Source organism: Megasphaera sp. SC8-1, from assembly GCF_024436295.1.
Lineage (GTDB): Bacteria > Bacillota > Negativicutes > Veillonellales > Megasphaeraceae > Megasphaera > Megasphaera elsdenii.
The window spans coordinates 85,061-100,561 of the sequence record NZ_JANFQH010000031.1 but is presented as its reverse complement, the minus strand read 5'-3'; the positions used below and the strand labels follow the sequence as shown (position 1 = coordinate 100,561).

Genomic DNA, 15,501 nt, shown 5'->3' with positions numbered 1-15,501 from the left:
TTGATATTGTGATTACACTGAAAAATATTACCAAGACCTACGGCGGCTCGGCTCAGGTCCAGGCCCTGAAAGGCATCAACCTGACCATCGAAGACGGCGAAATCTTCGGTATCATCGGCAAGAGCGGCGCCGGCAAATCGACGCTGGTACGCTGCATCAATATGTTAGAGAAGCCGACGAGCGGCCAGGTCATCATCGACGACAAGGACCTGACCAAGATGAGTGAATCCCAGTTGCGGGCAGAACGCAAGAACATCGGCATGATTTTCCAGCATTTCAATCTGTTATCATCCCGTACGGTTGCCGAAAACATTGCCTTCCCGCTGGAACTGATTGGGGCCTCGAAAGACGTCATCGAAAAGAAAGTCGCATCTCTTCTGGACCTGGTCGGCCTCAGCGACCGGGCCGGCAATTACCCGTCCCAGCTCTCGGGCGGCCAGAAACAGCGTGTCGGCATTGCCCGCGCCCTGGCCAGCGACCCGAAAATCCTGCTCTGCGACGAAGCGACGTCCGCCCTGGACCCGCAGACGACGAAATCCATCCTGGAACTGCTCCAGGACATCAACAAGCGCCTGGGCATCACCATCGTCGTCATCACCCATGAAATGGCCGTCGTCAAGGAAATCTGCCATCGCGTCGCCGTCATCGAAAGCGGCGTCATCAAGGAAATGGGCCGCGTCGTCGACATCTTCACCAATCCTCAGTCCCAGACGATGAAAGACTTCGTCACGTCCATCATCAACATGGAACTGCCGGCAGGCATCAAGAACCTGGGCGTCACCAATCAGCCTGCACCGGACCGCAACATGCTCGTCCGCCTGCGCTTCAAAGGTGCTGCCACCAACGATCCCGTCGTCGCCGACGTCGTCCGCAAGTTCAACGTCGAAGTCAGCGTCCTCTATGGCAACATCGACTATATCCAGGATGAACCCTTCGGCTACCTCATCGTCGTCATCATGGGCGATATGGAAACACAGGCCAAGGCATTCTCGTATATCAAAACATTACCGATTGGAAGTGAGGTTTTAGGTTATGTCCCAAGAAATAATTAAGTTAATGCTCCAAGGCATTCAAGAAACATTCTATATGGTCGCTGTCGCCACGATCATCGGCGGCATCATCGGTATTCCCCTGGGTATCACCCTGGTCACGACCAGCAAAGGCCATATTCTGGAAAACCGCTTCATCAATCAGATTCTTGGAACCATCGTCAACATCATCCGTTCCATTCCGTTCATCATCCTCATGGTCGCCATCATCCCGCTGACGCGCCTCATTGCCGGCACGTCCATCGGTACGACGGCAGCCTGCGTCCCCTTGACCATCGTCGCCATCCCCTTCCTGAGCCGTCTCGTCGAAACGTCCATCCGCGACGTCGATTTCGGCCTCGTCGAAGCGGCCGAATCCATGGGGGCTACGCCCTTCCAGATCATCCGCAAGGTCCTTATCCCGGAAGCCCTGCCGACGATCATCAATAACATCACCGTCCTCATCGTCAACCTCATCGGGGCATCGGCCATGGCCGGCGCCATCGGCGGTGGCGGCCTCGGGGATATCGCCATCCGCTACGGTTACCAGCGATTCCGTCCCGACGTCATGCTGGCGACGATCATCATCCTCATCGTCGTCGTCAACGTCATCCAGGCCGGCGGCGACTTCGCATCGAGAAAAAAGAATAAGAAATGATAGAAAAAGGGCTTGTCGCGTATGCGACAAGCCCTTTTTCTGTAGGGGCCGTCCCGGAGGGCGGCCCGCTCATGCCAATGGGTCACGGGAGTCTTACATATACCCGACGGGTTCGTGAATGGGATTCCCACAACGGGCCGCCCTTTGGGACGGCCCCTACGAACCACGAACCACTAACTACGAATCTCCAATGCCCCTACAATATCCTGGATGTGTTCGATGCCTTCGTCCTTACAATACTGGTCCAGGCCTTCGGCGATGGTTTCTACGGCTCTGGGGTCCACGAAGTTATGGGCCCCGACGGCGACGGCGCTGGCACCGGCCAGCATAAATTCGACGGCGTCCTGCCAGGTCGTGATGCCGCCCAGGCCGAGGATGGGGATGGATACGGCCTGAGCCGTCTGCCATACCATGCGCAGGGCAATGGGTTTCACAGCCGGGCCGGACAGGCCGCCTGTGATGTTGCCCAACAGGGGGCGGCGGCTCTTGATGTCGATGGCCATGCCCGTCAGGGTATTGATGAGCGATACGGCGTCGGCACCAGCCGCTTCGACGGCTTTAGCCATGACCGTAATATCCGTGACGTTCGGCGACAACTTGACGATGACCGGTTTCTTCGTATGGTCCTTGACGCTGCGCGTGACTGCAGCGGCCGCTTCCGGCTGGGTCCCGAAGACGATGCCCCCTTCTTTGACATTGGGGCAGGAAATATTGACTTCCAGGGCGGCCACACCATCGACGTCGAGCTGGGCTGCCAATTCGCCGTACTCTTCGGCAGTACCGGCCGAAATATTGACGATGAGCGGTGTCTGGCAGGCTTCATGGACCTTGGGCAGGATATCCCGCTTGAAAACTTCGACGCCCGGGTTTTCCAGGCCGATGCAGTTGAGCATCCCTGCCGGTGTTTCGGCTACGCGGACGCCAGGATTGCCCGGCCGCGGCAGCGGCGTGATGCCTTTGGAAATGATGGCCCCGACGTGGTCGAGGTCGAGAAAATCACTGTATTCTACGCCGAACCCAAAGGTTCCCGAGGCTCCCATGACCGGTGTCTTCATGGAAATCCCGGCGAATTGGACGGCAATCCGTTCGCTGATCATGCAAAGACCTCCTTCGCGTCAAAAACAGGACCGTCGGCACAGACTTTATAGCGCTTGCCGTCGAGCTGGCTTTCAAAGGTGCAGCCCAGGCAGACGCCGATGCCGCAGGCCATCCGTTTTTCCATAGATACTTCACAGGCGATGCCGGCCTTGGCCGAAGCCTGGGCAATGGTCTTCATCATGACCGTCGGGCCGCAGACCGATACGCGGTCGATGGGCTGATCGGCAAAAATCTGCGGCAGCGCATCGACGGCAAACCCTTTGATGCCCTGCGAGCCGTCGTCAGTCGTCACGTAGATCCGGCCGGCATAGGGTTCAAAGAACTTCGTCCAGAACGTTTCGGCTGCCGTCTTTCCGGCGACGAGCACGATGGGATGGTCCAGGCGCTTGGCCAAGAAGATGAGCGGTGCCAGGCCGACGCCGCCGCCAGCCAGCAGGACCTTGCCCGGTGTCGTCGTAAAGACGCCTTCCCCTAACGGGCCTTCGACGCTGAGTGCATCGCCCTGGCGCAAGGTCTTCATTTCGGCCGTACCGACGCCGACCAGGCGGTAAATAATAGTCACATTGCCCGATTCCGTATCGGCATCGACGATGCCGAAAGGACGGCGTAAAAAGGTCTGTCCCCCATCGCGGTGGACATTGACAAACTGACCGGGCCGCGCTTCTCTTGCGATTTGCGGCGCATGGAATACCATTTTCCAGACTTCGGGAATAATGGCTTCATTCTCGACGATAGTCGCCATTTCCAAGAATTTTTTCACCCTCTGATCATCCTTCCTCTGTTTGCAATAAGTCGTCTTTATTGTACCACAGAACTGCCGATTTTCGTAGCCGCGATTATAACTGCCGCTTCTTGCCGATTTCCTGGCGCATCTTCTTTATATTGTCCCGGAAAAGGCCTTCTTCCTGCATGGCAATCCGCGTATAGAGGACGTCGCCGATGGCCATGTGGATCAGGCGCGATGCCCCGGCTTCCGACGTATACTGGACTTCACGGCCCATGCCGCACAGGCAGACATCGGCTTCCCCGGCCAAAGGCGACTGGCCGTGGCTGGTGATGACGATGACCTTGCCGCCGGCCGCCTTGGCAGCCCGGACGGACTGGAGCAGTTCCTTCGTCGCCCCGCTGTGGGACACGGCCAGGACGACATCTGCTGGCGTCATGAGTGCCGCTGCCGTCACCTGCATATGGGAATCGGCATATTCCCGGATGGCCAGGCCCAGGCGCAGGAACCGCGTGGCCATATCCATGCAGACCGTCGCCGAATTGCCGAAGCCAAAGACATAAATCCGCCGGGCCTTCAAGATGAGCCGGGCCGCTTCATCGACGGCATCATAATCGAGGAGGCTCAGCGTATCCTGCAAACCTTCGGCGATATTGGCAAAAACCTTGGACGCCACCTGGCGGCCCGTATCGCCGGCCTGGATATCGTGGAAGTCCTTCTGCGGCGCTGCCGACAAATCGGCAGCCAGCATGAGCTTCAATTCCTTCAACCCGCTGCAGCCCAATTTCTTGCAAAACCGGGAAATGGTGATTTCCGAACTCTGCGCATGAACGGCCAGGTCCGCTACGGTCTCTTCCATGACCTCGCCGGGATGATCGACAATATAATCGGCAATACGGCGCTCTGACTTGGTCAGACCGCCGTATGCACTGCGCAGGACAGGAAATACCTGGAGCTTCATTTCTTCCATCGTCTTCCCTCCTACTTTCATATTCACTTTTATTTTAGCCTACAAAGAGATTCAAAACAAGTACACCAGCTAAACCCATGACGGCAATGATTGTTTCCAGGGCGCACCACGTGCGGACGGTCTGTTTGACCGTCAGGCCGAAAAATTCCTTGAACAGCCAGAAACCAGGGTCATTCGGCGGGCTGAAGATGAGCGAACCGGCGCCCGTAGCCAGGACCATCAGTTCCGGATTGGCACCGGTGACGGCGCAGATAGGGGCAGCAATACCGCCAGCCGTCAGGGCTGCTACCGTAGCCGAACCGCAGGCCGTGCGGATGACGGCAGCGACCAGCCAGGCCAGGAGCAGCGGCGACAAATCCGAACCGGCGACGAGGTTGCCGATGTACGTGCCGACACCGCTGTCGATGAGGACCTGTTTCAAGGCACCGCCACCGCCGACGATGAGCAAGATCATGGCAATGGTCAGGACGGCATCCTGGACGGTCTTCATGACATCTTCCATGGATTTGCCCCGGCCCAGGCCGAAGGTATAGATAGCGATGGCGACGGAAATGGTCAGGGCAATGTCCGGCTGACCGAAGAAGGTCAGGATATGGCGGGCCGGGACATCGGCACCCATGGTCAATTTGGCAATAGCCGAAGCAGCCATGAGGATGACCGGGACCAGCGCCGTGAAGACGGAAATACCAAAGCCAGGCATTTCGTCGTCCTTAAAGATTTTCGGGTTGTACATGCCCTTGGGGATTTCCGGATTGATGTCCCGCGTCAGCGTGCAGTACAGCGGGCCGGCGACGATGGCCGTCGGGATGGCGATGATGGCACCATAGACCAGGGTCGTGCCGATATCGGCATTATAAATGATGGAAATCGCTGTCGGGCCCGGATGAGGCGGCAGGAAGCCGTGCGTGACCGACAAGGCCGCAGCCATGGGGATACCGACTTCCAGCAGGGGAATCTTGGCTTCCGCCGCAATGGTGAAGACCAAGGGGATGAGCAGGACGAAGCCGATTTCATAGAACAAGGCGATACCGACGATGAAGCCCGTCAGGCAGACGGCCCATTTGACCTTTTCCCGGCCGAAGACGTTGATCAGTGTCGTCGCAATGCGCTGGGCACCGCCGCTTTCAGCCATGAGCTTGCCCAGCATAGCACCGAAGGAAACGACGATGGCCAGGCCGCCGAGGGTCCCGCCCAGCCCTTTTTCAATGGTCGGGATGAGCTTGTCGATAGGCATGCCTTCGGCCAGGCCGACGGCACCGGCGACGAGGAGCAAGGCCAGGAAACTGTTGAGCTTGACTTTGACGATGAGGAAAAATAAGACGAGAATGCCAATAGCGAGTATGACGAGTGGCATAATGAGAAACCTCCTTTATTTTGTATAATGTTCATGCCAATGGTGATGGAAGGTACCGGCTTTATCGACGCGCTGGAACGTATGGGCGCCGAAATAGTCGCGCAGGGCCTGGATGAGGTTGGCTCCGACCTGAGGGCTGCTGTAGGCGTCGAGGTATTGGAGCGAAGCCGAGAAGGCCGGAATGGGAAGGCCGTTGGCAATGGCCAGGCCGATGATCTGCCGCAGGGCGCCCTGGTTGGCATTGATTTTAGCCAGGAAGAAATCGTCGAACAAGAGATTGTCCAGCTCCGGATTCTTGTCATAGGCTTCGGTGATCTTGGTCAGAAATTCGGCCTGGATGATGCAGCCGGCCCGGAAAATGGAAGCGATGGCGCCGTAATCGAGGTGCCAGTCATACGTTTCCGAAGCGCTCTTGTAGAGGGAAAAGCCCTGGGCATAGGCGACGATTTTGGCCGCATACAGGCTCTGGCGGACAGCTTCGACGAAGTCCGGGCCGCTCTGGGTCGTCAGGGCCGGCTTGGCAATGACATCCTGTGCTTTGGCACGGCCTGGTGCGTTGGACATGACGCGGGCATTGCAGGCTGCCGTAATCATGGAAATATCAACACCCTGTTTCATCGATTCGATGCTCGTCCAGCGGCCGGTCCCCTTCTGACCGGCGGCGTCGACGATCTTATCCAGGACCTGTCCGCCTGCTTCGTCGTCTTCGGCGAAAATATCCGCGGCGATACCGATGAGGAAGCTCTTCAGTTCGCCCTGGTTCCATTCATGGAAAATCTTAGAAATGGCGGCGTTATCGTAACCGCCGACGTGTTTGAGCAATAAATAAGCTTCGGCGATGAGCTGCATATCGGCGTATTCGATGCCGTTGTGGACCATCTTGACGTAATGGCCGGCGCCGTCTTCGCCGATGTAAGTGCAGCACGGCTTGCCATCAGCCGCTTTGGCCGCAATGGCTTCGTAAATGGGCTGGATTTCAGGATACGTTTCCTTATTGCCGCCCGGCATGATGGCCGGACCGCGGCGGGCGCCCGTTTCCCCGCCCGAAATGCCCATGCCATAGAAATGGATGCCGTCTTCTTTGCAGCGGTCGTAGCGGCGGCGCGTATCGCCGAAATAGGAGTTGCCGCCGTCGATGATGATGTCACCTGTATCCAGGAGGGGCAGCAGCTGGTCGAGCATGCTGTCCACAGGCGCACCGGCCATGATCATGAGCATGATTTTGCGCGGCCGCTTCAGGGAAGCCAGGAAATCCTTCAGCTCGAAGTAGCCCGTAATCTTGTCATGGGGCCGTTCCTTGAGGAACTGTTCCGTCAGATCCGGCGTATAGTTGTAGACCGAAACGTCGTAGCCGTGGTCGGCCATGTTCAGGGCCAGGTTACTGCCCATGACGGCCATGCCGACGACGCCAATATCGTGAAGTGCCATAGGTATCTCTCCTTTTCACTGGAAATTATAATTTCTGCTGGTATGCCGTAATGTCGGCAAATTCTCCCTGCAAGTTATGGTAGAGCCGGACGAAGATGTCGTAGAGCTGCTGGTAGACGGCTACGTTTTCTTCGATAGGCGTATAGATTTTCTTGGCGTGGACCAAGTCGGCCGTATCGGCGATGCTCTTCAATTTGCCGCTGGAAATGAATCCCAGCACGGCCGCCCCGAAAGCAGCGCCTTCACTGTTGTCCGGCAGGGTGATGGGCTGATTGAGGACGTCCGATAAAATCTGGAGCCACAGTTTCGACTTGGTGAAGCTGCCGCTGACGCGGATGTCCTTGATGTCGCCAAATTCCTTGAGAGCTGCCATGACGCTGTTCAGGCTGTAGCAGATGCCTTCCATGACGGCGCGGATCATGTGGGACCGGCTGTGATTGAGGGAAAAGCCGAAGAACATGCCCCGCAGTTCCGAGTTCCAGTACGGCGCCCGTTCGCCCGTAAAATACGGCAGGCAGATGAGACCATCGGCGCCGGCATCGACGTGTTCTGCCTTCATGGTCATCAAGTCATAGGGGTCGATGTCCAGCGTTTCCAGAGCACTGCCGCCGTAATGGCAGATTTTGTCGCGGACCCAGCGCAGGATCATGCCGCCGTTGTTGATGGCTCCGCCGGCGACCCACATGTCGTCGGTCAGGTTATAGCACCACGTGCGCATCTGCGGGTCCGTCTTGGGCTGGCGGGTCAGCATGCGCAGGGCGCCGCTGGTCCCGATGGTCCCGCTGAGCTGGCCCGGTTCGACGGCACCGATGCCGACGTTGACCAGGACGCCATCCGTAGCGCCGATGACGACGGGAAGGCCGGCCGGCAGGCGCAAAATCTTGGCAGCGTCTTCACACAAACCCTGGCTGTACGTCGTCGATACGACAGGCGGCAGCTGGTCTTTAGTGACACCGGCATAGGCCAGGATTTCATCATCCCAATCCAAGGTCCGTTCGTTGTACATGCCGCTCGTGCTGGCTGCGGACTTGTCGATGACCCATTGGCCCGTCAAGTGATAGAACAAATAATCTTTCAATGATCCGACATAGCGCATCTGGCGGAAGAGTTCCGGCTGGTTCTGGCGCAGCCAGATGATCTTGGCCAGGGGATAGCAGGCGTGGATGGGGCAGCCCGTCCGTTCATAGAAAGACCGGCACAAGCCTTCGTCTTTCTTCATTTCCCGGACAATAGACGCGCTGCGGCTGTCAGCCCAGGTCTGCATGTCCATGAGGGGGTCTTTGCCTTCGTCGAGGCCGGCGAAACTGTGCATGACCGTGCTCAGGGCGATGCCGGCCAGCTCCTTGTTCTTATAGCGAAGCTGAGCGGCCGTCTTGCTGATGACTTCCTGGACGGCTTCCAGGATCTGGAGCGGGCTTTCTTCGGCCCAGTCCGGATGGGGTGTCAACAAAGGATAAAAAGCTTCCGACGAGCAGACATTGGTCCCGTCTTCCGTATAAGCAATGGCCCGGACGCCAGTCGTACCGACGTCGACGCCGATCCACACTTCCTGGTTCGCCGAATCCATAGGCGTAATGGTATTCATGAGTCATACTCCCTTTCACGTATTTGGCTAAGGAATCTTCTTGATGACTTTATGATACCATTTCCATGGACTATATGCAATAAAAATATCATTTTAAATTTTATATTTTGATACTTTTATGTCATAAAAATAGGCTACGCTATGCGTATAAGGAAAAATCAGCCGTTAGCGGTTAGCGGCTGGTTTTGCGAACCACGAACAGCGGCCTGCGTATTTGCTTTTTTGCCCTTTCTGTGCTATAGTATTTTTGCAAAAGATTATTGTATGAAGGCTTCTGTCATCATACATTTTTCTTTATTTTTAGTGTTTGAAGTTTGACGTAAGGGCCTTTAAATTCCATCTACATCAAACATCAAACTTTTAACTTCAAACTGATAATAGCTGTCTTATTAGTTATGACAACCATTATCATGTAATCATGATATTTACAGGAGGGATTCCCATGAAAGTTATCTTATTGAATGGCAGCCGCCGCGAAAAAGGCTGCACCTATACAGCACTGTCTGTCGTCGCCGATACGCTCAAAGAAAACGGCATCGATGCAGAAATCGTCCATGCCCTTCCCGATGACGCCATCGTCGACGCTGTCGCCGAAAAAATGAAGACCGCCGACGGCCTGGTCATCGGCTCGCCGGTCTACTGGGCTTCGCCGTCTGGTGAAATCATCTCCTTCATGGATAAACTGGCTGGTAAAGCCGGTGCTGCCCTGACCCATAAAGTCGGCGCTACCGTCACCTCGGCCCGCCGTGCCGGAACGACAGCCACGCTGGACGTCCTCAACAAATACTTGTCCTACCATCAGATGGTCAGCGTCGCTTCCAACTACTGGCCCATGGTCCACGGCAATACGCCGGAGGACGTCAAGAAAGATGAAGAAGGCCTGCAGATCATGCGGACCCTCGGCCGCAACATGGCCTGGATCCTGAAATGCATCGAAGCCGGCAAAAAAGCAGGCATCGAAGCCCCGGCAACAGAAGCGAAGATCATGACCAACTTCATCCGCTAAGGACTCGTAGGGATAAGAAATCGTAGGGGCCGTCCCAAAGGGCGGCCTGCTCTCGTAACCCACTGGCTCTCCTCATAGGAGAGCTGTCAGCGATGCTGACTGAGAGGTTGCTTTTCATAGTTGTTGGCATGAAGTTACTACAAACTGCAAACTTAATACTCGAAAAAGAGGCTGTCACACAAAGACAGCCTCTTTTTCACTCAGAAATTTGTTGTATTTACTACAGCTTTTTCCTCTTATAATGGTATAATAGAAGGCGTACAACTTTGAAAGGGAGTTCCGTTTATGTATCCTATTAACCTCGATCTTACCGGTCAGGCCTGTCTGGTCCTCGGCGGCGGCAGCGTCGCCGAACGCAAGGTCCGGCGTCTCCTCGATGAAGGGGCCGTCGTAACGGTCATTGCACCGGCCTTGACACCAGCTTTGCAGATTCTGGCCGAAGAACATCAACTGTCCTGGCAAAGGCGGACCTATCAGCCTGGCGATGAAACCACCTTCTTCCTCATCATCTGCGCCACCGATGACGAGGCCGTCAGCCAAGCCGTTTCAGCTGCTGCCAAAGCCCAGGGGAAACTGCTCAATGTCTGTGACGTCCCGGACCTGTGCAACTTCACCCTGCCCTCCATCGTCCGCCAGGGCGACCTGCAGCTCACCATCTCCACCAACGGCAAGGCGCCGGCCTTTTCGCGCTGGCTCCGGAAGCACTTGGAACAGCACTTCGACGAACGCTATGGCCGCTGGATGGCTGAACTGGCCGCTATCCGCAAAGAGGGCCAGGCCCTCCTCGCGACCAGCCGGGACCGCCAGGCCTTCTGGCGCCAGGCCCTGACCGATGACGTCATGGACCTGGTAGAAAACAACGAAATCGACGCCGCCAGCTCCCTCCTCCGGAAGCGGCTGGCCGCCTGGGAAAGGAAAAACCATGAAACGTAATCTGACTATCGGTACGCGGCGCAGCCAGCTGGCCCTGTGGCAGGCCAACTACGTCGCCGAAGCCCTGCGCCGGCACGACCCGGAACTGACCGTCCAGCTCCAGCACATCGTCACGCAAGGCGACAAAATCCTCGATGTCCCTTTGGCCCGCATCGGCGGCAAAGGTCTGTTCACGACAGAACTGGAACAACGCCTCCTGGACGGCACCATCGACCTGGCCGTCCACAGTCTGAAGGACCTGCCGGCGGACGTCCCGGACGGCCTCTGCCTGGCAGCCATTACGGCCCGCCACCATGTCCACGACGCCTTCGTTTCCAATACCTATGCGTCCCTGGAAGCCCTGCCGGCCGGTGCCCGTATCGGCACGTCGAGCCTGCGCCGCAAGGCCCAGCTCCTCCACACCCGGCCTGACCTGTTCGTCGCCGATCTGCGGGGCAACGTCGACACGCGCCTGAAGAAGCTCGACGACGGCCAATACGACGCCATCATCCTGGCCGAAGCCGGTCTGCAGCGCCTGGGCCGGGCCGACCGCATCACACAGCTCCTGCCCGTCGATACGATGATTCCCGCCGTCGGCCAGGGCGCCCTGGCCATCGAAACCCGCGCAGACGACGAATCGTTGAAACAGGCCCTGGCCTTCCTCAATGACGAAGGCACCGCCGCTGCGACGACGGCCGAACGGACCTTTCTGGCCGCCATCAACGGCAGCTGCCAGGTCCCGGTCGGCGTCTACGGCACCGTCCAGGACGGCATCCTGACGCTGCAGAGCATCATCGCCGCTCCCGACGGCAGCCAGGTCTGCCGCACGACGACACGCGGCTCCGCGGCGGACAGCGCCGCCATCGGCCACGAGGCCGCCTGCACACTCCTCGACGACGGCGGCCGCCGCATCCTCACTGATTTGGGCATCATCCCGACCTATTAAGGAGGTTCTCTCTATGAACGGTATCGTTTATCTCACTGGCGCCGGTCCCGGCGACTACCGCCTGCTCACCCTGCGGGGCCGGGAGGTCCTGGAACGGGCCGATGTCGTCATCTACGACTATCTGGCCGATCCGCGCCTTCTAGAATTTGCTCCGCCAACAGCGGAAAAAATATATGTCGGCAAAAAAGCGGCCGACCACACCTTGTCCCAAGACAAAATCATCGACCTGCTCATTGCCAAAGCCAAAGAAGGCAAGATTGTCGTCCGTCTCAAAGGCGGCGACCCCTTCGTCTTCGGCCGCGGCGGCGAAGAAAGCCGGGCGCTCCACGACGCGGGCCTGCCCTTTGAAATCATCCCAGGCGTCACGTCGGCCATCGGCGCCCCGGCCTATGCCGGTATCCCCGTGACCGACCGGACGGCGGCTTCGTCCTTTGCCGTCGTCACAGGTCACGAAGACCCGACCAAAGGCCAGTCATCGATTCACTGGGACAAACTGGCAACGGCCGTCGATACGCTGGTCTTCCTCATGGGCGTCCACAACCTGCCATCCATCACCCAGCAGCTCGTCGCCCACGGCCGTCCTGCGACGACGCCGGCAGCCCTGGTCCGCTGGGGCACCAAGGCCGACCAGGAAACGCTGGTGGCTACGGTCGGAGATATCGCCGAAAAAGCGGCGGCCTGCCATTTCAAGGCACCGGCCGTCTTCATCGTCGGCGACGTCGTCGCCCTGCGGCCGTCCATGCAGTGGTTCGACACGAAGCCCCTCTTCGGCCTGACCATCGCCGTCACCCGGACCCACGCCCAGGCGCCGGACCTGACACATCGCCTGGAAGAACTGGGTGCCCGCTGCCTGGAAGTGCCGACCATCCGCATCACGCCGCCGACAGACGGCTACCAGGCGCTGGATACTGCCATAGCGGACCTGGAACATTACGACTGGGTCATCTTCACCAGCACCAACGGCGTCGATGCCTTTTTCCGCCGTCTCCAGCATCACGGCCGCGACAGCCGTGCCCTGGGCCGGGCCAAACTGGCCGCTATCGGCAGTGCCACGGCCAAGGCCCTGACAGCTTACGGCCTCCAGGCTGACGTCGTCCCCGGCGCCTACTGTGCCGAAGACCTGGCCGCCGCCCTGGAGCCGCACCTTTCCGGCAAAGAACGCATCCTCATCCCCAGGGCCAAAGAAGCCCGGTCGGTCCTGCCCGACACACTGCGCCGCTGGGGCGCCGTCGTCGATGTCTGCCAGGCCTATTGCACCGTCGAAGCCAGCGAAAACGGCGCCGTCCTGAAAGACCTCCTGGCCCGCCAGACCATCGACGTCGTGACCGTCACCAGCTCGTCAGCCGTCCGCAGTTTCCTCTCCCTGAGCCAGGCCCAGGCCAGCGACCTGGATGATATCACCTTCGCCTGCATCGGCCCCATCACGGCCCGTACCTGTCAGGAAGCGGGCCTGAAAAAAATAGTGACAGCCCAGACCTACACCATTGCCGGCCTGGCTGAATGTATTACAGATTGGAGAATCAAACAGTCATGAAATTGAATACCTTACGCCCCCGCCGCCTGCGCCTTTCCGCTCCCCTGCGCGCTATGGTCCGGGAAAACCATGTATGCCTCAACGATTTGATTTACCCTATCTTCGTCGTCCCCGGCACGAATGTCAAAGAAGAAATCCCCAGCATGCCCGGCTGTTATCACCTGTCCGTAGACAACGCCGTCCGCCTGGCCGAAGACATCTATGCCTTAGGGCTGCGGGCCATCGAAGTCTTCGGCCTGCCGGCTTACAAAGACGAAATCGGTTCCAGCGCCTGGGACCCGCAAAGCCCGGTCCAGTGCGCCATCCGGGCCATCAAGAAAGCCCTGCCGGACATGGTCATCGTCGGTGACGTCTGCCTCTGCCAGTACACCGACCACGGTCACTGCGGCCAGATCAAAGACCACTACGTCGATAACGACGCCACGCTGAAACTGCTCAACAAAGTCGCCGTCAGTCAGGCCGAAGCCGGTGCCGACATCGTCGCCCCGTCGGACATGATGGACGGCCGCATCGCCTCCATCCGCCAGGCCTTGGATGAAGAAGGCTTCATCAACACCATCATCATGTCCTATGCCGCCAAATATGCCTCCGGCTTCTACGGTCCCTTCCGCGACGCCGCCGATTCGGCACCGCACTTCGGCGACCGCCGCCAGTATCAGATGGACCCGGCCAACGGCCGCGAAGCCATGAAGGAAATCGACCTCGACCTGGAAGAAGGCGCCGACATCATCATGGTCAAGCCGGCCCTGTCCTACCTGGACATCGTCTACCAGGCCCGCCAGCGCTGCCAGCGGCCCATTGCCACGTACAACGTCAGCGGCGAATACGCCATGGTCAAAGCGGCTGCCCGCAATGGCTGGATCGACGAAAAGCGCATCGTCATGGAAGAATTGACCAGCATGAAGCGCGCCGGTGCGGACATCATCATCACCTACCACGCCGTCGACGTCGCTAAGTGGCTGAAGAACGACGAAGTCGAGGCCTAACGATGGACCTCGTCATCCTTGGCCTCAACCATAAGACCGTCCCCGTCGCCATCCGGGAACGCTTCACTATGACGCCGGACGCCATCCACCAGGGCCTGCAGCACCTCGACGATTACGGCGGCCTGCGCGAAGCCGTCGTCCTGTCGACATGTAACCGGTCCGAAGTCTACGCTGTCGTCGACGACATCCGGGACAACGAACAGGCCCTGCGCGACTTCTTCCTCGACCTGGCCGGCCGCCCGGCTTATGACCCGGCGTATTTCTACAGCTATACGGGGAAAGCCTGCATCCACCACCTGTTCACCGTCGCCGCCAGCCTGGACTCACTGGTCCTCGGCGAAGGTCAGATACTCAGTCAGGTCAAACAGGCCTACGTCATGGCCCATGAAAACGGTGCGACCAGTGCCATCCTCAACATGCTCTTCCAGCAGGCCATCGCCACAGGCAAACGGGTCCGGACGGAAACGCACATTGCCTACAATGCCGTATCCGTCAGCTATACCGCTGTCCAGATGGCCGAAAAAAGCCTGGGCTCCCTCTCTGGCCGGAACCTCCTGCTCTACGGCGCCGGCCAGATGGCCCGCCTGACAGCCCAGAATTTCTTAGGCAAAGGTGCCGGGAAACTGTACATCGTCAACCGCCATCTGGATCGGGCCCAGGAACTGGCGGCGGACGTCGGCGGCCAGGCCGTCCACTATAAAGAAGTCCAGTCCGTCGTTTCCGATGTCGACATCATCATCGCCTCGACTGGCGCACCGCACTATGTCATCACCGTCCCGCGGCTGCAGCGTTTCCAGGAACTGCGCCAAGGGCGGCCCCTGCTGATCATCGACATCGCCGTCCCGCGCGACGCCGACCCGGCAATCACCCAGATTCCCGGCGTGACCTTATATAACATCGACGACCTGCAGGAAGTCGTCCACGATAACGAAGCGACGCGTCAGCGCGAAGCCATTGCCGCCAGCTATATCGTCGACGAAGCCGTGGACACCATGATTGAACGCTATCAATACCTGTCCGTCCGCCCCGTCGTCCTTAGCCTGTCCCAGCAGGCCGAACGGACGCGGCGCCATTTCGTCAAGCGGGCGCGCAACAAACTGCCCGAACTGACAGACGACCAGTTCCGCGTCGTCGAGAACTTATCCCACATCCTGGTCCGCAAAATCCTGCGCGCTCCCCTGCGGCGCACCGTCGAAGCGGCCAACACGCCCGATGAAGACCGGGTCGTCCGTGAACTGCGGAATGTATTCAACTTAGACATCAAAGAATGAG

14 protein-coding genes are annotated in these 15,501 nt (G+C 58.5%); 8 read left to right on the top strand and 6 right to left on the bottom strand.

The genetic code is table 11. The features are described 5' to 3' along the window. Positions 1–8: 8 nt before the first annotated feature. Positions 9–1,052, top strand: coding sequence for a methionine ABC transporter ATP-binding protein (locus tag NOS26_RS09535; RefSeq protein ID WP_014016803.1), 1,044 nt, complete (start codon positions 9–11; stop codon positions 1,050–1,052). Beyond that, positions 1,033–1,686 (top strand): methionine ABC transporter permease, encoded by a 654-nt coding sequence (locus tag NOS26_RS09530; RefSeq protein ID WP_014016804.1) that lies wholly within the window; start codon positions 1,033–1,035, stop codon positions 1,684–1,686. Before NOS26_RS09535 ends, NOS26_RS09530 begins: the two co-directional genes overlap by 20 nt. Positions 1,687–1,859: 173 nt before the next feature. Here NOS26_RS09530 and NOS26_RS09525 read toward each other — a convergent pair whose 3' ends face one another. The 6 genes from NOS26_RS09525 to NOS26_RS09500 form a co-directional block, all read right to left on the bottom strand. Continuing rightward, positions 1,860–2,783: a dihydroorotate dehydrogenase gene (locus NOS26_RS09525; protein WP_255917626.1), complete on the bottom strand. Its 924-nt coding sequence runs from the start codon at positions 2,781–2,783 to the stop codon at positions 1,860–1,862. After that, positions 2,780–3,544: a dihydroorotate dehydrogenase electron transfer subunit gene (locus NOS26_RS09520; protein WP_255917625.1), complete on the bottom strand. Its 765-nt coding sequence runs from the start codon at positions 3,542–3,544 to the stop codon at positions 2,780–2,782. Before NOS26_RS09520 ends, NOS26_RS09525 begins: the two co-directional genes overlap by 4 nt. A gap of 76 nt (positions 3,545–3,620) precedes the next feature. Beyond that, positions 3,621–4,478, bottom strand: coding sequence for a MurR/RpiR family transcriptional regulator (locus NOS26_RS09515; RefSeq protein ID WP_014016807.1), 858 nt, complete (start codon positions 4,476–4,478; stop codon positions 3,621–3,623). A gap of 34 nt (positions 4,479–4,512) precedes the next feature. Next, positions 4,513–5,832: a gluconate:H+ symporter gene (locus NOS26_RS09510; RefSeq protein ID WP_014016808.1), complete on the bottom strand. Its 1,320-nt coding sequence runs from the start codon at positions 5,830–5,832 to the stop codon at positions 4,513–4,515. Between the two features lie 15 nt (positions 5,833–5,847). Beyond that, entirely contained in the window at positions 5,848–7,260 is a 1,413-nt protein-coding gene (gene gnd / locus NOS26_RS09505; protein WP_022497215.1) for a decarboxylating NADP(+)-dependent phosphogluconate dehydrogenase, read from the bottom strand. A gap of 25 nt (positions 7,261–7,285) precedes the next feature. Further along, the gene (locus NOS26_RS09500; protein WP_170101856.1) at positions 7,286–8,845 is read right to left on the bottom strand and encodes a gluconokinase; all 1,560 of its coding nucleotides are present in this window, start codon (positions 8,843–8,845) and stop codon (positions 7,286–7,288) included. Between the two features lie 442 nt (positions 8,846–9,287). Here NOS26_RS09500 and NOS26_RS09495 point away from each other — a divergent pair, with 442 nt between their 5' ends. From NOS26_RS09495 to hemA, 6 genes are all read left to right on the top strand, one after another. Next, positions 9,288–9,851: a flavodoxin family protein gene (locus tag NOS26_RS09495; RefSeq protein ID WP_014016811.1), complete on the top strand. Its 564-nt coding sequence runs from the start codon at positions 9,288–9,290 to the stop codon at positions 9,849–9,851. A 285-nt stretch (positions 9,852–10,136) separates the two neighbouring features. After that, positions 10,137–10,784, top strand: coding sequence for a bifunctional precorrin-2 dehydrogenase/sirohydrochlorin ferrochelatase (locus NOS26_RS09490; protein ID WP_014016812.1), 648 nt, complete (start codon positions 10,137–10,139; stop codon positions 10,782–10,784). Beyond that, positions 10,774–11,709 carry a hydroxymethylbilane synthase gene (gene hemC / locus NOS26_RS09485; protein WP_014016813.1) on the top strand — a complete coding sequence of 312 codons (936 nt, stop codon included), beginning with the start codon at positions 10,774–10,776 and terminating at the stop codon, positions 11,707–11,709. Before NOS26_RS09490 ends, hemC begins: the two co-directional genes overlap by 11 nt. 13 nt (positions 11,710–11,722) lie before the next feature. Next, positions 11,723–13,243, top strand: coding sequence for a uroporphyrinogen-III C-methyltransferase (gene cobA, locus NOS26_RS09480; RefSeq protein WP_014016814.1), 1,521 nt, complete (start codon positions 11,723–11,725; stop codon positions 13,241–13,243). Continuing rightward, positions 13,240–14,229, top strand: coding sequence for a porphobilinogen synthase (gene hemB / locus NOS26_RS09475; RefSeq protein ID WP_255917624.1), 990 nt, complete (start codon positions 13,240–13,242; stop codon positions 14,227–14,229). Before cobA ends, hemB begins: the two co-directional genes overlap by 4 nt. 2 nt (positions 14,230–14,231) lie before the next feature. Continuing rightward, a complete protein-coding gene (hemA, locus tag NOS26_RS09470; protein WP_014016816.1) occupies positions 14,232–15,500 on the top strand; it encodes a glutamyl-tRNA reductase in 1,269 nt (422 codons plus the stop codon). Position 15,501 lies beyond the last annotated feature (1 nt).